This is a genomic window from Paenibacillus sp. FSL R5-0475, assembly GCF_038004585.1.
GTDB lineage: Bacteria > Bacillota > Bacilli > Paenibacillales > Paenibacillaceae > Paenibacillus_AQ.
The window spans coordinates 1091351-1110475 of sequence record NZ_JBBORK010000001.1; the positions used below are offsets into that span (position 1 = coordinate 1091351).

Here is a 19125-nt window from a genome sequence, read left to right on the forward strand (position 1 = left end):
GGGCCGGACGTAGAGGTCTTTTTGTTTTTTTAAGCGAACATTCAGTTCAAATTCAGAGTTGCTTAAGGGAACGATAGTAGGATAAAAGTACCAATTAGAAACCTACTATACATATAGAGATGAGGAACAACGATGTTCAGAAATGTCCGCGGAAAAATGATATTGGGATTTACTGCTGTGATTGTGGTCTTTCTAGTGGCAATAGCAGGAAATACATGGTTTCAAGGAAAGGCTACGATGCTGACGGATCAGGTCAATCGCAACTGGAACAAGCTGTCGCTTGTACAGGGATTAACGGATAAAATTCGTACGGCAGATGAGCTAGGGGCTCGTTATGTGATGAGCAACACAGAGGCTGAGCGGAAATCATATCTGTCTAAGTACGAAGAGACGCTCCCATTGATTGAGAATGCCATCAAGGAGCTGGAGAGTGTTAGATTAAGTGAAGAAGAACTAAAGGGTGTAACGGAGCTGAAGGGGAAATGGAATGATTATTTGATCGTTTTGAAGGAAGCCTTCGCCTTAGCCAAGGACGGAAACTTCCCGGAAGCGCAGAAGAAGTTTACCAATTTATCTTTAGATGCAATGATTGAATCTCAGATTGTATTCCAGAGCATGCTCATGGAGGAAATACAGAACGGGCAGAGTCAAGCAGAAGCCCATCGTAATAACGCTATGATTACTAGCTTTGGTGTGACCGGATTATCGGTTGTTCTTGCCCTAATTCTTGCACTATTAATATCTGGACGAATTATTAAACCACTTCGGGATGTGAACACACAGCTGAAGGAGATTGCAGATGGAGATGCCGATCTTACTCGCAAGCTAAACGTCCGGTCAAAAGATGAGATAGGTGAACTGGCGTTTAATTTTAATAAAATGACAGAAAATTTGGGCTCGATGATTGAACAAGTGAAGCTATCGGCGAATAGTCTCGCGAATTCCTCTACAAATCTTACCTCGGATAGTGGAGTGACAGCAGGAGCGACAGAACGAATATCGGATATTATGGGTGAAGTAGCTTCGGGAACTGCTAAACAGATGAATGATCTACAGACCAATACAATAACAATTTCAGAAATATCGATTGGAATCGGTCAAATTGCCTCCAGTGTTCAGGATATTTCTGAAGCCTCGCATCGTTCTGCGTCGTTTGCTATTGCCGGAGATGAATCACTTCTGGCGGCAGGTCAGCAGATGGAATCCATTAATCGATCTATACATTCTTTGTCACAGCAAGTCCAAGGCTTTGTAAATCGATCACAGGAAATTGGCGGTGCTGTAGGAGTTATAAAAGGGATCGCTTCGCAAACGAATATGCTGGCGTTAAATGCGACTATTGAGGCAGCCCGCGCGGGTGAGCAAGGGAGAGGCTTCGCTGTAGTTGCCGACCAGGTTCGTAAGCTGGCAGAGCAATCCGCAGAATCCGCTAATCAAATTGCGGAAATGGCGAGCGGGATTCAAAGTGAAGCAGATAATGCGATGAAGGTTATGATGAGTAGTATGAGTGAAGTAAGGGGAGGCACGGAGATTATTCAGCAGGCTGGACGTTCCTTTGGTGAGATTCGGTTATCTATAGATTCACTAGCCGAGCAGGTTCAGGAAGTATCCGGAGCTGTGGAAGAGATAACAGCGGCTACGGAAGAGATTGTGGAATCGCTTCGAAGTGTTACGACAATTGCAGAAACGACTGCAGCGAGTACACAACATGTGTCGGCAGCCTCACAAGAGCAAAGGGCTTCGGTGGAACAAATTGCTTCCTCTGCAAGTGAATTAAACTTAATGGCTCATGGACTACAGGGGCTGGTAGCTAGATTTAATGTATAAGGCGAGCTTCGGAGAGTTGAGGGGGAATCCCAGTGCTCTCTGGAGCTTTCTTTTTTTATTTGGTTGAACGTAATATCCCACATACTAAGCATAGAAATTGCCATCGACGTCCACCTTCCTATAACTTATATTATTACCATTATTAGTTAGTTTGTGGTCAACCTCTGGGTATAGATCAGTGACTTATTGAAGTCAGAGTCAAGGATACGGGAGGACAGGCAGCTAATAATAAAACGATTGTTAAGTCTCGTTGAAAACTATCAGGTCCATTTTAGGAGGCGAATGTCTATAACAATACTATTTTGAAAGCGTATTCTTATTGGCTGCATAGCTTCACAAAACTTTGGGAGGTGGTTCTCTAATGATAGCAGCTTCTAAAAAAATTACGGGTAAGTCGGCAGTAATGTATTTTTTGATTGTAATATTGTTTGTAGGTCAATTAGCGTTGTACCCCTCGGTGAGTTTAGCTGCGGGGAATTTAGCCCAAGGTAAAAGCATTACTTCAAGCTCATTTGGCGATGTTTATGTAGCAACTAATGCCAATGACAGCAATCAAGGAACGTATTGGGAGAGTGTAAGTAACGCATTCCCGCAATGGATTAAAGTGGACTTAGGCGACGTAAGCAGTGTCAATCAGGTTGTTCTAAAACTGCCGACGAACTGGGAAACAAGAACCCAAACGTTGTCGGTGGAGGGAAGCTCTGATGATTCTACTTACACTAATTTAGCAGCCTCTGCCAATTACACCTTTAATCCAGCAAGCGGATCTAATACTGTGACCATTAATTTTACAGCTGCGAGTGCTAGATATGTTAAATTGAACTTCACGGCAAATACAGGATGGCCAGCAGCACAGTTATCGGAATTTGAGATTTATGGCAGCACAACGACACTTCCAACAACAGGATATGAAGCGGAGAATGCTGCTTTATCCGGTGGAGCAAAAGTCAATACAGATCATACCGGTTATACCGGAACCGGATTTGTAGATGGCTATTTGACACAAGGAGCAACGACTGCCTTTAGTGTTAATGTTGCCTCTGCTGGAAACTATGATGCCGCATTAAAATATGCAAATGCTTCAGGCAGCACAAAAACGGTAAGTATTTATGTAAATGGGACGAAATTAAAGCAATCTTCTCTTTTAAATCTGGCCAACTGGAATACATGGTCCACAAAGGTTGAAACGCTAGCCTTGAATGCTGGTGCTAATACGATTACTTATAAATATGACGCTGGTGATACTGGAAACGTGAATCTGGACAACCTGATCCTTACTCCATCTTCAGCACCGACAGCAACACCATCACCAACGGCAACGCCAACCCCAATGCCAACGGCCACACCAACGGCAACACCAACACCAACACCAACACCAACACCGACAGTAACACCGACACCAACGGTAACCCCAACACCTGGGACGGGTTCAAATTTGGCTTTGAACAAAAGTATAACTGCGTCGTCCTCGGTCTTTACCTTTGTGCAGACGAATGCGAATGACGGTGATGTAACTACTTATTGGGAGGGGGCAGGGGGAAGTTATCCGAACACATTAACTGTTAATTTGGGCAGCAATGCTGATGTTACATCGGTTGTTCTCAAGCTGAATCCTGCATCGGCGTGGTCGACACGTACTCAGACCATTCAAGTGCTTGGGCATAATCAGAATACAACGGCTTTTACGAGTCTTGTACCTGCGACCGTGTATACCTTTAATCCGGCAACCGGCAATACAGTGACGATTCCGGTCACGGCTACGGCTAGTGAATTGCAGCTAAAGATCACTACCAACTCTGGTTCAAGTGCTGGACAAATTGCTGAATTTCAGGTAATTGGTACACCATCTGCGAATCCAGATTTGACGGTGACTGCTCTTACATGGACTCCAACCTCTCCAATTGAGACGGATGCCATTACACTTAATGCAACAGTTAAGAATATCGGATCTCTAGCATCTGCTGCAACTAATGTGAATTTTTATTTGGGCACTACCCTTGTAGGTACTAGTCCAGTAGGTGCTCTAGCTGCTGGCGCATCAACGAGCGTATCTCTTAACCTGGGCGCAAAAGATGCAGCAACCTATTCATTAAGTGCAAAGGTCGATGAGAATAATACAGTGATTGAATCAAATGAGGGGAATAATAGTTTTACTAGTCCGGCTTCCCTTATTATTGCTCCAGTGTCCAGTTCTGATCTGGTTGCTTCCTCCGTCAGTTGGACACCTGGCAATCCAGCAGGCGGCAACACTGTAAGCTTCTCAGTTGCCATTAAGAATCAAGGTACAGCAGCTTCCGCGAGTGGTGCGCATAACATAACTCTGACGGTTTTAGATGCTACTACGAATGCGGTGGTTAAGACTCTAACAGGCTCCTATAACGGCGTGATCGCAAGTGGGGTGACCACAGCGCCTGTAGCTCTTGGTAATTGGACTGCAGGAAATGGCAAATATACTGTGAAGAGTGAAATTGCAGTAGATGCTAATGAGCTGCCTGTAAAACGGGCTAATAATATTCAGACGCAGTCACTGTTCATCGGTCGAGGTGCGAACATGCCTTACGACATGTATGAGGCTGAGGATGGAGTTATTGGCGGTGGGGCCGTGAAGCTTTCAGCCAACCGGACCATCGGCGATCCTGCAGGTGAGGCTTCAGGCAGAAGAGCAGTCACTCTGAACACCACAGGTAGCTATGTTGAATTCACGACAAAAGCCAGCACGAACACTCTGGTTACTCGTTTCTCGATTCCAGATTCAGCGAGTGGTGACGGCACAAATGCTACGCTTAACATCTATGTTAATGGTGTCTTTAGCAAAGCTATTAACTTAACCTCTAAATATGCATGGTTGTACGGTTCTGAGACAAGTCCTGGAAATTCGCCAAGCGCAGGTTCTCCACGGCATATTTATGATGAAGCTAACATTATGTTTGATAGTACCATTCCGGCAGGAAGTACGATCCGTTTACAAAAGGATTCCACTAACACTTCCCAATACGCCATCGACTTCATCAGTCTTGAGCAGGTTTCACCGATTGCTAATCCAGATCCGACTAAATACACTGTTCCTGCAGGCTTTACGCATCAGGATGTTCAAAATGCGCTTGATAAAGTGCGTATGGACACCACAGGAAATCTCGTAGGTGTATATTTGCCACCAGGAAACTATCAGACCTCTAACAAGTTTCAGGTCTACGGCAAGGCAGTGAAGGTTATCGGTGCGGGTCCTTGGTATACAAGGTTCATTGCTCCAACTAACCAAGAGAATACCGATGTCGGATTCCGAGCCAGTGATACTGCGAATGGATCTACCTTTGCGAATTTCGCTTATTTCGGAAACTATACTTCTCGTATCGACGGTCCTGGTAAAGTATTTGATTTCTCCAATGTGGCGAACATTACGATCGACAACATCTGGACTGAACATCAGGTCTGTATGTACTGGGGAGCCAATACCGATAACATGGTGATTAAAAACTCCCGTATACGTAACACCTTCGCTGACGGCATCAATATGACTAATGGAAGCACGAATAACCTGGTGTCTAATATTGAAGCACGGGCAACAGGTGATGATAGCTTTGCATTGTTCTCGGCGATTGATTCTGGTGGTGCAGATATGAAGGATAACATCTATGAGAACCTCACTTCAATCTTGACTTGGCGTGCTGCTGGTGTAGCTGTCTATGGTGGATACGCAAATACCTTCCGTAATATTTATATTGCGGATACACTTTGCTACTCCGGGATTACAATCAGCTCTTTAGACTTTGGATATCCGATGAATGGCTTCGGAGCTTCACCGACTACGAATTTTGAGAATATTTCTATTGTTCGTGCAGGTGGGCATTTCTGGGGCGCGCAGACTTTCCCGGCGATCTGGGTATTCTCGGCCTCCAAGGTCTTCCAAGGTATCCGAGTCAATGATGTGGATATCATTGATCCGACCTATCATGGCATCATGTTCCAGACCAACTATGTAGGTTCCACTCCACAATTCCCTGTAACAGATACCATCTTTAATAATGTTACAATTACCGGTGCGCAGAAGAGCGGCGATGCTTTTGATAGTAAATCCGGAGTGGGTATCTGGGTGAATGAAGCTGCTGAGGCTGGTCAAGGTCCAGCCAGAGGCTCAGCAACCTTCAACAATCTGAAGATTACGAACACGGTAACAAATATTAAGAATAATACTTCTACTTTTACCATTAACGTGAATCCGTAAATTGTAGATCAGTAGTCAGTTATAATGAAGCCGCCTACCCATAAATTTGGGAGGCGGCTTTTTAACTTAGGGAGCTTGCAAGCTCCAGAATCGACAGGAGGTGCCACTCAAGTTACAATGAAGGGTATGTAAAGTAATGAAGGAGGCGCTATATATGACACCACTAGTTGTTAACAATATAACTGAGCTGATTGGGAATACACCGGTTGTGCGACTAAATCGGTTGACCACCCCCCAAGATGCAGAACTATATGTAAAGCTGGAACGCTTCAATCCCAGTGGCAGTGTAAAGGATAGAGCAGCTTATAATCTGATCCTGCAAGCAGAACTAGCCGGGCTGCTGAAGCCCGGAGGGACCATTATAGAGCCGACAAGCGGAAATACAGGCATTGGATTGGCTATGAATGCCGCTGCAAAAGGCTATAAAGCGATTCTTGTCATGCCTGACAATATGACGAAGGAACGAATCAACATTCTAAAGGCTTATGGCGCTGAAGTTGTTCTGACTCCTGCAGCGGAGCGGATGCCGGGAGCTATAACAAAAGCAATCGAGCTGGGGAAAGAAGTGGCAAACAGCTTTATTCCACAGCAATTTGAGAACAAAGCGAACCCTGACATTCACCGCACTACGACAGCTCTTGAAATTATGGAGCAAATGGAAGGGAAGCTGGACGTGTTCGTTGCTTCTTCGGGAACAGGTGGTACGATAACTGGAACTGGGGAAGTGTTGCGTGAGCAGCTTCCAGATATTCGTATTCTAGTTGTTGAGCCGCAGGGCTCACCAGTATTATCCGGTGGAAAGCCTGGACCGCATAAGCTGGTTGGAACCAGTCCGGGCTTTATACCCGCCATTCTGAATACAAAGGTCTACGATGAAATTGTTCAAGTTTCGGATGAAGATGCACTGAATACCGTGAGAATGCTGGCAGCACAGGAAGGAATTCTGCTTGGACCATCAGGTGGAGCCGCAGTATGGACAGCATTGCAGGAAGCACGGCGCCTCGGGGCCGGCAAGCGAGTGCTATGTATTGCACCTGATGCGGGGGAACGTTACCTGAGCATGGGAATATTCTAACTTCGTTTGGAGGAAAAAGAATGAATAAGCTTATGGTAAGTTTCTTTATTGCTCTTATGTTGGTGGGTTGTTCCAGCAACAACTCTATGACCAGTGATGGCGATCATGTTGAGTCTACACCGGAACAAAGTGCTGAAACTGTACTGCCTTCACCAACGCTTCCTCCAAGCGCAGAGCCATTACCAACTCCAAGCAAGCAGAAGACTGAAGCTTATCTAGATACTGAGAAGCTGAAGACGAATTTTGGCTTTGCGGATGCAGAGGGGCGGAATATTCTAGTTACCGGGCATGAAAAAGGGCTGGATCAGGAGATGGCACAATTAAATGAGGCTATTGGTGATCAGGGGAATGTGTTAAAGGTTAAATTTATTAAATGGCAGGATGGAACAGAGAACAGCAATGGCCGGGAGATGGCACATAATTTTGTAAATCTGGCGGGTTATCTTTTTACGGTGGAAGAAGCAAGTGCGACCCCGGATGAAACCTACTATTTGACGGATCAAACAGACTTTAAGGTTGATGCGCTTTTGCCTATTGAATCTCTAGAGGGTCAAGAAGCTTTATCTACTGTGGAGGAAAGTGTTCGACAGCGTATTGTAGATACGAAAAAACGTGAAATTCAGAAAATATGGAAGCTGGCAGACTTATCCACAGATCGGCAGCTGTATCTCGTTCAATTCGTAAGGCTGGATCAGAATATGTTATTTAGTCTCGTTTGGAAAGAAAAAGATGAATTTACCTTCATGGACTATCCAGCGGTGATTCAAGGAGATGAATATTCGGTCTGGCGGGTGGATGATGGCGGAGAGGTTATGCCTGAAATGTTCTCCATCCTTTTTGCTGCTGATACCTCAGAGGGCCCATTACTCGGCCTGAATTGGTGGGGCTCAGAGGGAGTAAATACGTTTTTTCTGAAAGGAGAGGGAGATTCGTTTAAAGAAATGGATATCCAATATGGACGTTATACTTCACCACTTTAGGTAGGATTTCGCAGTAAAAGTAGAAATGATTGGGTGCATCGTGAGATGTATCTTTTTTTTGCTACAATATAAGAAAGCCTGCTTATGATATTATGAATGTCAGCAATCACCTTTTAAAATACTTAAATTTGTAACATTAATGGGTCTATATAGCCCGATCGAGTCATGTCGCTTAGATGAGACGGTGATATTGTTAAGCATAAGATGTGCAGGAGGGGACGGCAACGTATAAACAAATAAAGTATATGATCCTGTTATTGCCAACGCTAATGGTGGGGATCTGGGAGATTGTGCGTCACCAGTTTCTAATGCCTTATATTTCTATGGATTTGGGGAACTATTTGACGCCAGTCCTGGTGTTTTTAGTCAGTCTTGTGTTGCTCGTCCCTTTGTTCTCTCTTATGGAACGGAATCAGCGGGAGCTGGAGCAGGAACGTGCGCTTAAAGATGCAATGAAGGCTCGGGAAGGACTTGCCAAAGAACTGCATGATGGAATGGCGCAATCTTTATTTCTCTTATCTGTCAAAATCGACCGGCTAGAAGCAAGCCGCAAGAATGGTGAGGTCAGTGAGGAAAATGTGGATCAGATCAAAAAGACGGTCCATGAGGTGAACCGTTATGTGCGGCAGGCCATTGCCAATCTGAAGATTCCGGTCTCAGAGCAGAGTTCTTTTTCATTGGAACAGTCGGTAAAAGATCAGCTAACCCAGATGGCGAACGAGATTATGATTGAAGCCTCTCTCGAATGGAGCCTGCAAGATGATGCGCTCTCCCCTTCGGAAAAATCAGAATTGTTATCCAGTATTCGCGAAGCGATCATTAATGTTCGTAAGCATACACGAGCTGGACTGGTTTCAATTACTGGCGCTGGCGATGAGAAGAACTGGAGGGTAGTTGTTACAGACAATGGAGAAGGATTTCAGTATGATCCATTTGAAGTGAGTGGCAGCTACGGACTTCAGATCATGAAGGAACGTGTCGAGGGGATGGGCTGGAAGCTTAGGCTGACTTCTGGTGACACAGGCACCCAGGTTGAAATTACGAAAGGGGAAGTCAGTCCATGAGCCGATACCGGGTTTTAGTTGTAGATGACCATGCGCATGCACGTGAGGCGATGTGCGAGATTTTGTCCATGGATGATAGTTTTGAGGTCATTGGAGTAGTGGAGAGTGGTGCTGAAGCGATCGCTTTCACAGCCCAGTGGATGCCTGATCTCATCCTAATCGATATTCAGATGCCGGAAATGGACGGGCTGGAGACGACTCGCCGGATCAAGCAGGAATATCCTTATGTCAAAATCGTTATCGTTACCGTATCGGACGAAATTTCCCACCTCCTCGAAGCGCTAAAGCAAGGAGCACAGGGGTATTTGCTAAAGAATCTGGCACCTTCCACCTGGATTCAATATTTGCAGGCCATTGTTAATGAAGAAGCACCGCTTAGTCGGGAGCTGGCTTTTCAAATCTTGAAGGAGTTCACCGTACCCTCTGTAACGGATGAAGGGGAGTCGTTGACGGCTAGAGAGAAAGAAATTTTAAGCTGTGTATCTTCTGGATCAAAAAACAAGGAGATTGCAGTGAGCTTGGGGATTTCGGAGCATACCGTAAAAAACCATTTGAAGAACATCCTCCAAAAGCTGCAACTCCAAAACCGAACGCAGCTGACGCGTTATGCCTTGGAGCAAGGGCTTGCTTCGCGTAAACGAGATTTTTCGAAAGATGTATAGCAGGGAATTAAGGACGAAGATATATAATTATTGATGAGAAGAGGCTAACTATGAACAGATTATCTCGCAAAATAATGACGTTATTCGCACCAGCTGCAGCAACACTGTTATTGTTCGCAGCAGTGGCTAGCGCGCACGTAACCGTGGCACCAGCACAATCTAGCACGGGGGCATGGGAGACTTATACATTAAAGGTTCCTTCGGAAAAAGACGTGGCAACTGTACAAGTTGATCTACGAGTTCCAGCAGGTGCCGAGTTTAAACAATATGAGGCTACACCCGGATGGGATGTTACCATTGAGGGGAATAAGGTTAGCTGGATAGCTAATGGTGAGGGCATTCAGAAGGGGCAATTCCAACGCTTCTACTTTACGGCCAAGAACCCTGATGCCGCTGGCGACATTGCATGGGATGCTTATCAGCACTATGCCGATGGAAGCTTGGTGCAATGGTCCGGTGAGGCTGGAACAGAGAATCCGCATTCCATTACTACAATTGTACAAGCTTCCGGTGGGGATGAACATTCTCACGGTTCCAATGTGAAGAGCGATTCCATGAGCATGGAAGAGCATAATGCTATTATGAAAGATGAGGAAAAATCAAACAGTGTCAATCCAATGGTCTACATCGCAGTCGGGATATCTTTACTTGCCTTTTTAATAGCGGCTATAAGTATATTGCGCGGGCGGAAAGAGTAAGCGGAGATCGTTGGATTCCGTGATCTGAGTTGGATACTTTGATAAGAGAAAAGTTTGAATTTATAACTGTGAACAGTCTCGAGTGAAGTTTGAGACTGTTCACGGTTTTTTTGTGGAAATTTGGCAATATGATCTTTAGGACATGAAAGAAGCCCCAGCCGATAAACGACGGGAGCTTCTTTTATGTTTTTTTGTTGTGAATTACTTTTACTTGGCTACAGCCGTTTCCGCTTATAGAAGGTCACAAAGACTGCAGTCAGCAGTAAGAGAAGTATCGCGACCCCAGTAGTGATGGCTTCACTCGTGCTGCCTTTTTGCTGCATAGCGCCAGCACTGCCGCCAAAGTTACCACCCATGCCACCAGGCATACCGCCACCCATTCCGCCACCGCCAGGGCCATTTCCACCTTCAGTGATAGCTGGTCCACCCATGGCACCCGGTGCACCGCCAGGCCCTCCAGTGAATCCACCTTGAGCGGCTTGCCCATCGGTATTGGTCTGCGCACCCTGAGCGGCTTGCCCGTCGGTGTTGGTTTGACCACCTTGAGCAGCTTGCCCGCCAGCTGTTGCTTGCGTGTTACTGCCGGGACCCGCGCCGGCATCAGGGATAGCCGGTCTGCCCATGGCACCGGGCTCACCGCCTGCACCGCCCTGAGGAGCCTGCCCATCCGTGGCAGCTTGTCCGCTTTCGGCGTTCGGTGCAGCGCCACCCGCGCTCTGATCCGCCCCCGCGCCAGTCTGCCCGTTACCCGCGCCGTTCGCGCCTTCTCCAGCACCAGCGCCATTCCTAGCACCACCTCCAAAGCCGCCGCCGCCCATGCCACCACCCATACCGCTTCCCGATCCGTCACCGGAGGAAGGGATGGTTCCGTCGAGCTGCTGCTGGATATTTTTAGCCATGTTCGACATGAAGGTCTTAACAGACTTAATCCCTTCTTCATATTGCTCGAAGGTGTAGAAAGCAGAAGGATCTGCTTTGACATAGCTGGAAATCATCATGTCCAGCTGATCCATTCTAGTTTGAAACGTATCATCCGCTAGATAGCCATTAATCATTTCGCTGACGATCTCGTGATATTTCGCTTTGTATTCGTCGTTAGCAAGTAGCTTCGCAATCAGAGGACGTTCAGCCAGCGTGCCTTGTGTAGGCTCGTCAATCAGTACGTCTGCGCTGCCCATGCCGCCAAAAGCCATATTATAATCCCACGGCAGGATCGAGAAGACGCCTTCGTCTTCATATAAGTAATAATTTTGTTTATTACCACCTAAATAACTGTCCATATTTGCCGTGACCGCATTTAGAGCGATATACTTCAGCGATTCCTCTACGTCGATGTATTTTTCATAATCGGTGCCGTTATTAAGCTCATTCAGCATATCGATCAGAATATCATCGTTAGATTTATCCGACTTCATTACTAATCCGGTATAGAGGGAAGGGTCGTCACCAAGCCAAGTCAAGTCACTGCCCTGACCGGTCATTTCCCCTTTATAAAGTGCGCCGTAAGAGTTCCCGAAATTGCGTTCCAAATATGCGTCGCCGATCTGTTCCACCGCGAGGTAGAAGCCCTTCAGTTCATCGTTGACGTATACATTAACGAAGGAATATTTCGGCGTCGGGAGTCCGACACTCTCAGCGAGCTCATAGGTCAGAAATTCACGCATATAAGAAGCATCGCTGTAATTGTTATTCAGGTTGATCTTAGTGATGCCGAATAAATTCTGGTTTACGTACTCATCAAAAGAAATTTTGAAGCTGTACCGATCAGAGTCTGTCATCTGTACTACACTTCTGAGACTAAGATTTCCTTTGGTCCGCACGGCAACGTTATCGAATTTAACGCCGTTGTACTCAACCGATGCGGTTTTATATTCTTCCGCGCTGGCATTATCCAGCATATCCTGAAAATCATCCGGGTCCAAAGTGATTTTGACATCGACGACCTTATCTTTTGGAAAGACCTGCTCGTCTAGATTTTTCTCGTCGCTCGAGACTACCTTATCCTTAGAATCTGTTGCAGTTTCGTTTGTTGCCGATGGACTTGCGTTCTGGCACCCAGCTACGGCGATGACCAGCAGCAGGCAACAAAGACTCAGCAGGATAGATTTACCTCTTGCTTTCATCTGGGGCACCGCCTTTCATCTTATTGTGTTTAGGATACATAGTCGCCGCTATAGCTAATCAGAAGTGCATTTTTTACACCTTTAAGGTCGGAAACTGTGTTGACAAAGCCACCTACTTTATCATCCAGACGAAGCTCTAGTGTTAATTCGATATTGTTTGCAGATACTGTTTTTTGCTTCACGTTGTAGCGTTTCACGGATTTGGTGATATGGCTGTGGACTTCACGTTCACTCTCGTCGCTATCACAGTTAATGACTAGCAAGTATGGTGTTTCGATAGAAGAATGTTTTATGAAGAGGAACAGAATTAGACCTATGATGATTGAACCCACAATAGCCAAAGTGAAGAAGCCTGCGCCAGTTACAATCCCTGCTACTGCTGCCCAGAATAAGAAGATCAGATCTGTTGGATCTTTGATCGGCGTTCTGAAACGAACGATGGACAATGCGCCGACCATACCGAGGGACAGCACAAGATTAGAGTTGATGGCGATAATGACAGTGGCTGTAATCATGGTCATGCCCATTAGCGAGACGTTGAAGCTTTTGGAGTATAACACTCCGCTAAATACACGTTTATAGAGCAGATAAATAAAGTAGCCAATTAGAAAAGCCACACCTAACGTGATTAGCATTTTCGAGATGCTTATATCGGAGACAAAGTTGTCTATCACCGAGTTTTTAATGATATCTGAAAAAGTATTTGTGGTTGTATCTGTTGTTGCGGTTGCTGCCATTGTTGCTAGTGATGCATTCATAATCAATAATCCTCCCAAGTGTTGGTTTTTAAGAATTTGCGGCAGATCACATATTTTGAAGCGGACTGTCTGTTCAGCCCCTCTAACTGCAGCGCAATCTTAATGTATTCCGGAATGTACTCATCAAATTTCACTTCAAAAATAATAAAGTTCTCATCAATCGCCCGAATCGGATGCAAATCCTTATCAAAAATATCCGTCGAATGCAGACCGGTACGTAATTCTTTATCGAACGTGATCCGCACGTTGCCGTTGTGGCAAACATAGGGCTCGCGAACATAATCCACGATGACCTTCGGCCGAAGAAGGTTATGGCGCATCTGATTGTATAATTCCATGAACAGTGGACTGTCCGGGACATTCAGGACCTCATAGTTACCTGCCATGATCTCGTCGTACATTTGACGGGTCAGCGGCTCTTTAATTTTGGCGATATAATCGTCCATTTTGATTTTTTTCTCAAAGTGAATGATGTTGTCTTGAATGTTGTAGATACGAATACGATATTTGGCGCGTTCTCTGAGACCTCCGAGTTTGTCGGCAAGCGCCGAGTTGTTGATGTCGTCAAAATACAAACTGCGGATATGATATTCGCCACTCTCATTGGCATGCTGGTCTGTATCAATCAAACTCTGTAATCGTTGGCGTAATACAAGGTATTGATGATAGTTAATGAAGAATTTTAGTTCATGTCGGAATTGAAGCTTGTTACTCATTTTCCCACCTCGTTTCTATCTCTATCTCTGTCGTTGGCTAACCTTCTTGCACAACTAATTCTAGGAGACAGACCTTATGCTTAACTTAAAATAGACTGAATGTTAGCTGAATGTTTTACACTGCGTTAACAAAAGTATAGATCTATAGATTTGACTTCTGACTTTCTGGAAGGCTATCTTAGTTAGAAGACTAGAGAGAAAAATGAAGGAGGAGCCGTGATGAAAGACTATAAATTCGCCATCATCCTAGGGATAGTAGTGATTGTTCTGATCTTGGTGGCTGTTGGGATGGAGTGGTCCAAATCCGGGAGCTCCAAGAAATCATCAGCCCCGTATGATCTTGTTACCACCTTTAAGGGAGATGCGGGAACGAGTCGTGCGTTTACTTGGTATACTAGCGATTCCAATGCCGCAGGAGTTCTGGAGTTAGTAAAGGGACAGATGTCCTCCTTTGTAGAATCGGATGTACTAAGGGTAGAAGCAAATAGTAGCGCCATCAAAACGGACCATGGTCCCAGAGGTGTTCACAAAGCGGAGGTTACAGGACTTCAACCTGGGACGTTATATTCTTACAGAGTGGGCAGCGGGCTTGAGGGAGGATGGAGTTCAGTTGCGGAATTTACCACGGAAGAGGTTGGACTAGATAGTGTTACGTTTATCAACGTCGCGGATTCTCAAGGGGAGAGGGCGGATGATTTTAAACTGTGGGGGAAGACATTGAGCGAGGCCTTTCAGACCTTTCCAGAGGCCAAGTTTATTGTGCATAATGGTGACTTAACGGAGGACCCGGAGGATTCGGCGGGCTGGGATCAATTTTTTGGTAACGTGCAAGGCTTGCTTTCGGGGACACCATTAATGCCTGTTACGGGAAATCATGATCAGGTTGATGACGATGCGACGGACTTTACTTCTCATTTCAACCTGCCAGATAACGGGGCAAAAGGTTCTATTGCGGGCACCTCGTATTCCTTCGATTACGGTCCTGTACATGTGTCTGTATTGAATACGGAGAGCAATTTGAAAAAGCAAGCTGAGTGGCTGAAGCAAGATTTGAAGAGCACGGATAAGGAATGGAAGATTGTTGCGATGCACCGTCCGGCATACGGGGGCAATTCATATAAGAAGGTAGAAGATTGGACGAATATTTTTGATGCATATGAGGTCGATCTGGTGCTGCAGGGTCATAATCATGAGTACTCCAGATCCTACCCTTTGCGGGCTGGAAAAATCGTTCCTGAAGGTGAGAATCCGGTAGGTGCTAAAAAAGGTACGGTATATGTGGTGACCAATGCTTCCGGAGGGAAATTTAACGAGAAAAAAGAGGATCAGTTCTATCATGCGGTGCATTTTCAAAACTACAAGCAAATGTTCGCAGGGATTAGTGTTACCAAGGATAGTTTGACTTATCAGGCTTATGATGTGGATGGTAAGATGCTGGATGAATTTGTGCTTACGCATTAACCAGTAGTAGCTTTCTTCACCGTTAGGGTGGAGAGGGCTTTTTTTGGATTCTTCTGGATTTTTGATTTGACACTCCTCTTAGGGGGGGCATTTATGCTTGTGAAATGTAATCTAAGGTGTGAAAATGGTACGATTTTTAGAGACAAACTTCATGAAAATACAACCATTTTCTATCGATTATGAAAAACATTACCATTATAATGAAAGCGTTATCAGAAAAATTTAAATAGTCGAATTTAGGGGGGAGGGAAGAAGCAGGGATACAGAGTAGGAGGAAAGCAAAAGCAAACCAATAAAATTGTAGGAGGCGTAAAACGTGATTCGTAATCGTATCCGAAAAACTGGATTGTTAATCCTGCTTGGCGCGATGATAGGCTCTTTATTCTCTGCATTCCCAGCTACTACTCATGCGGCCGCAAGTGAACCTTACAATTGGAAGAGTGTTGTAACGGGAGCCGGCGGTGGTTTTGTACCCGGAATTATTTTCAATCAGTCCGAACCCAATTTAATTTATGCCAGAACAGATATCGGGGGTGCGTATCGATGGAATCAGGCTACCTCTAGTTGGACTTCGATTAGTGACTCCGTAGGCTGGGTCGATTGGAATAAGAATGGTGTAGATGCCCTTGCTACAGATCCTATTGATCCGAATAAAGTCTATATGGCAACAGGTACTTATACTAACTCCTGGGATAATAACGGTCAGATCATGCGCTCTAGTGACCGGGGAAACACCTGGCAAACCACTCCGCTGCCTTTTAAGGTAGGTGGCAATATGCCGGGCCGCTCTGCGGGTGAACGCCTCGTCATTGACCCGAATAAGAATAATATTTTATTCTTCGGAGCCAGAAGTGGCAATGGGCTCTGGAAAAGTACGGACTCCGGTGTTACTTGGTCGAAGGTAACCTCCTTTACGAATGTAGGAACATATATTCAGAATCCGACACTGGATTATGGAAATGATCTCGTTGGCTTATCCTGGATTACGTTCGATAAGAGCACAGGAACACTTGGCAATGCGACTCAAACGATATATGTAGGGGTTGCCGATACAGCAAGCAGCGTATATCGAAGTACAGATGGAGGCGTAACTTGGACAGCTCTGGCAGGACAACCTTCAGGCTACTTGCCACATCATGGCGTGCTTTCATCTACAGGCGATCTGTATATTACTTATAGCAATGGTGTAGGTCCTTATGACGGAAGTAAAGGTGAGGTTTGGAAATACAATAAAACAAGCGGTGCATGGACGAACATCAGTCCTTCAACCGGAACGGATAATTGGTATGGCTTCGGTGGTTTAGCTGTGGATGCACAGAATCCTAACACAGTTATGGTATCCAGTTTAAACGCTTGGTGGCCTGATGAAGTGATTTTCCGCAGTACTAACGGTGGTGCAACATGGAGCCGAATTTGGGACTGGGGCAATTATCCAGAACGAACTTATAAGTTCAGTATGGATATCACAGCAGCACCTTGGCTCGATCACGGAACGACTTCGACCTCTCTTGATCCTTCACCAAAACTGGGCTGGATGATGGGCGATCTGGAAATTGATCCTTTCAACTCTAACCGGATGATGTATGGGACGGGGGCTACCATTTATGGCTCAAACAATTTGACCTCATGGGATACCGGAGGCAAGGTGAATATCTCTGTTATGGCAAAAGGTGTGGAGGAAACTGCAGTATTAGGGTTGATAAGCCCGCCAACGGGAACCTCCCATTTGATCACTGCACTTGGTGACGTTTCTGGTTTCCGTCATGAGGATTTGTCGGTAGCTCCAACTAAATTCCAGACTAGTCCTTCATGGGCAACAACAATGAGTATTGATTATGCAGAGTTGAGTCCATCATATATGGTACGGGTAGGCAGTGCAGATAAAGAGAAGACACCAAGTATGAAATCCATTGGTATCTCTAACGATGGTGGAGTGAACTGGTACATGCCAAATTCCGAACCGTCAAATGGCACCAAAACAACAGTGGGGCATGGACAAGTAGCTGTGTCTGCAAGTGGGAACTCTATTTTGTGGAGCACCTCGGATATTGGTGTGTACTACTCCAAAACAACAGGTAACTCTTGGACAGCAAGCGCCGGATTACCTGCAGGAGCAAAAGTAGCATCTGACCGAGTGAATGCTAACAAATTTTATGGATTTTTTGCTGGGGTCTTCTATGTTAGTGTGGATGGCGGAGCTACATTTACTGCCACTTCAGCTTCAGGTTTCCCAACCAATAATGTAGCTGGATTACAGCCGAATGAAGCTCAGATCAGCATGAAAGCAGTACCAGGTATTGAAGGTGACATCTGGTTTGCAGGAGGAAATACGACTGAGAATAAGTATGGTTTGTGGCACTCCACGAACTCTGGTGCGAGCTTCACGAAGTTAACCAACGTACAAGAAGCTGATCTCATTGGTTATGGAAAGGCTGCGCCGGGTCAAACTTACATGGCACTGTACACGGTAGCGAAGATTGATGGCGTGCGGGGTGTCTTCCGTTCCGATGATGTTGGCGCAACTTGGGTTCGTATTAATGACGATGCCCACCAATATGCCAAGATTAATATGGCGATTACTGGTGACCCAAGAATTTACGGACGTGTATATCTCGGAACGAATGGCCGAGGCACATTGTATGCTGATCCTGTCAATCTACCAGCTACAGGCTCAACCATTACTCCAACAACTGCAAGCTTTGATAAGAAAACAGCGAATCAGGCCGACGTCGCAGTAACGCTGACACTGAATGGAAATACGCTCAGCACGATCAAGAACGGAACGGCGACATTGGTTACTGGTACAGATTATACGGTCAGTGGATCTACTGTGACCATTAAAAAAACGTATCTAGCGACGCAAGCGGTAGGAACGACCACGCTGACGTTTAGCTTTAGCGCAGGGGCTAATCAATCATTGGCGGTTGCGGTGACGGATACGACAACACCAGTAAGTAACTCCACGATAACACCAACAACCGCAAGCTTTGATAAGAAAACAGCGAATCAGGCCGACGTCGCAGTAACCATGACGCTGAATGGAAACACGCTCAGCACAATCAAGAACGGAACGGCGACATTGGTTAGTGGTACAGATTACACGGTCAGTGGATCTACCGTCACCCTTAAGAAGGCGTATCTAGCGACGCAAGCGGTAGGAACGACCACGCTGACGTTCAGCTTTAGCGCAGGTGCGACGCAATCCTTAGCGGTTGCGGTGACGGATACGACAACACCAGTAAGTAACTCCACGATAACACCAACAACCGCAAGCTTTGATAAGAAAACAGCGAATCAGGCCGACGTCGCAGTAACCATGACGCTGAATGGAAACACGCTCAGCACAATCAAGAACGGAACGGCAAGCCTTGCAGCTGGAACGGACTATACTGTCAGCGGTTCAACAGTAACCCTTAAAAAGGCGTATCTAGCGACGCAAGCGGTAGGAACGACCACGCTGACGTTCAGCTTTAGCGTAGGAGCGACGCAATCCTTAGCGGTTGCGGTAACGGATACGACAACACCAGTAACTAACTCCA

At 45.8% G+C, this 19125-nt stretch carries 11 protein-coding genes and 1 pseudogene; 9 read left to right on the forward strand and 3 right to left on the reverse strand.

Annotated features, from left to right (window positions below; translation table 11 throughout):
• The first annotated feature begins 132 nt into the window (after window positions 1-132).
• From MKX41_RS04595 to MKX41_RS04625, 7 genes are all read left to right on the forward strand, one after another.
• A complete protein-coding gene (locus MKX41_RS04595) occupies window positions 133-1827 on the forward strand; it encodes a methyl-accepting chemotaxis protein (RefSeq protein WP_340968887.1) in 1695 nt (564 codons plus the stop codon).
• A 361-nt stretch (window positions 1828-2188) separates the two neighbouring features.
• Window positions 2189-6049 (forward strand): discoidin domain-containing protein, encoded by a 3861-nt coding sequence (locus tag MKX41_RS04600; protein ID WP_340968889.1) that lies wholly within the window; start codon window positions 2189-2191, stop codon window positions 6047-6049.
• 154 nt (window positions 6050-6203) lie between these two features.
• On the forward strand, window positions 6204-7124 hold the full coding sequence (cysK, locus tag MKX41_RS04605) for a cysteine synthase A (protein WP_339270495.1): 921 nt from the start codon (window positions 6204-6206) through the stop codon (window positions 7122-7124).
• A gap of 20 nt (window positions 7125-7144) precedes the next feature.
• Complete coding sequence (locus tag MKX41_RS04610; RefSeq protein WP_340968891.1) at window positions 7145-8104, forward strand: hypothetical protein; 960 nt, start codon at window positions 7145-7147, stop codon at window positions 8102-8104.
• 245 nt (window positions 8105-8349) lie between these two features.
• Complete coding sequence (locus MKX41_RS04615) at window positions 8350-9168, forward strand: sensor histidine kinase (RefSeq protein WP_340968893.1); 819 nt, start codon at window positions 8350-8352, stop codon at window positions 9166-9168.
• Window positions 9165-9830, forward strand: a complete 666-nt coding sequence (locus MKX41_RS04620; RefSeq protein WP_042187189.1) for a response regulator — start codon at window positions 9165-9167, stop codon at window positions 9828-9830. The genes MKX41_RS04615 and MKX41_RS04620 overlap by 4 nt, the downstream gene beginning before the upstream one ends.
• A gap of 50 nt (window positions 9831-9880) precedes the next feature.
• The gene (locus tag MKX41_RS04625; protein WP_052404250.1) at window positions 9881-10528 is read left to right on the forward strand and encodes a DUF1775 domain-containing protein; all 648 of its coding nucleotides are present in this window, start codon (window positions 9881-9883) and stop codon (window positions 10526-10528) included.
• Window positions 10529-10743: 215 nt separating this feature from the next.
• Here MKX41_RS04625 and MKX41_RS04630 read toward each other — a convergent pair whose 3' ends face one another.
• Genes MKX41_RS04630 through MKX41_RS04640 form a run of 3 tightly spaced genes read right to left on the reverse strand, consistent with a single transcriptional unit; the run spans window position 10744 to window position 14125 of the window.
• Window positions 10744-12651: a CotH kinase family protein gene (locus MKX41_RS04630; RefSeq protein WP_340968896.1), complete on the reverse strand. Its 1908-nt coding sequence runs from the start codon at window positions 12649-12651 to the stop codon at window positions 10744-10746.
• A 29-nt stretch (window positions 12652-12680) separates the two neighbouring features.
• Complete coding sequence (locus MKX41_RS04635; RefSeq protein ID WP_340974816.1) at window positions 12681-13388, reverse strand: DUF4956 domain-containing protein; 708 nt, start codon at window positions 13386-13388, stop codon at window positions 12681-12683.
• A gap of 23 nt (window positions 13389-13411) precedes the next feature.
• A complete protein-coding gene (locus MKX41_RS04640) occupies window positions 13412-14125 on the reverse strand; it encodes a polyphosphate polymerase domain-containing protein (RefSeq protein WP_076298420.1) in 714 nt (237 codons plus the stop codon).
• A 219-nt stretch (window positions 14126-14344) separates the two neighbouring features.
• On the opposite strand from MKX41_RS04640, the gene MKX41_RS04645 reads away from it, so the two are divergent.
• Window positions 14345-15586, forward strand: a complete 1242-nt coding sequence (locus tag MKX41_RS04645; protein ID WP_340968898.1) for a purple acid phosphatase family protein — start codon at window positions 14345-14347, stop codon at window positions 15584-15586.
• Between the two features lie 367 nt (window positions 15587-15953).
• Window positions 15954-19106 (forward strand): annotated as a pseudogene (locus tag MKX41_RS04650) (X2-like carbohydrate binding domain-containing protein); the annotation flags it as partial.
• Window positions 19107-19125 lie beyond the last annotated feature (19 nt).

Coding starts and splice junctions, on each gene's coding strand:
- MKX41_RS04595 (WP_340968887.1), top strand. CDS start 133: ATGTTCAGAAATGTCCGCGGAAAAATGATATTGGGATTTACTGCTGTG.
- MKX41_RS04600 (WP_340968889.1), top strand. CDS start 2,189: ATGATAGCAGCTTCTAAAAAAATTACGGGTAAGTCGGCAGTAATGTAT.
- cysK (WP_339270495.1), top strand. CDS start 6,204: ATGACACCACTAGTTGTTAACAATATAACTGAGCTGATTGGGAATACA.
- MKX41_RS04610 (WP_340968891.1), top strand. CDS start 7,145: ATGAATAAGCTTATGGTAAGTTTCTTTATTGCTCTTATGTTGGTGGGT.
- MKX41_RS04615 (WP_340968893.1), top strand. CDS start 8,350: ATGATCCTGTTATTGCCAACGCTAATGGTGGGGATCTGGGAGATTGTG.
- MKX41_RS04620 (WP_042187189.1), top strand. CDS start 9,165: ATGAGCCGATACCGGGTTTTAGTTGTAGATGACCATGCGCATGCACGT.
- MKX41_RS04625 (WP_052404250.1), top strand. CDS start 9,881: ATGAACAGATTATCTCGCAAAATAATGACGTTATTCGCACCAGCTGCA.
- MKX41_RS04630 (WP_340968896.1), bottom strand. CDS start 12,651: ATGAAAGCAAGAGGTAAATCTATCCTGCTGAGTCTTTGTTGCCTGCTG.
- MKX41_RS04635 (WP_340974816.1), bottom strand. CDS start 13,388: ATGGCAGCAACCGCAACAACAGATACAACCACAAATACTTTTTCAGAT.
- MKX41_RS04640 (WP_076298420.1), bottom strand. CDS start 14,125: ATGAGTAACAAGCTTCAATTCCGACATGAACTAAAATTCTTCATTAAC.
- MKX41_RS04645 (WP_340968898.1), top strand. CDS start 14,345: ATGAAAGACTATAAATTCGCCATCATCCTAGGGATAGTAGTGATTGTT.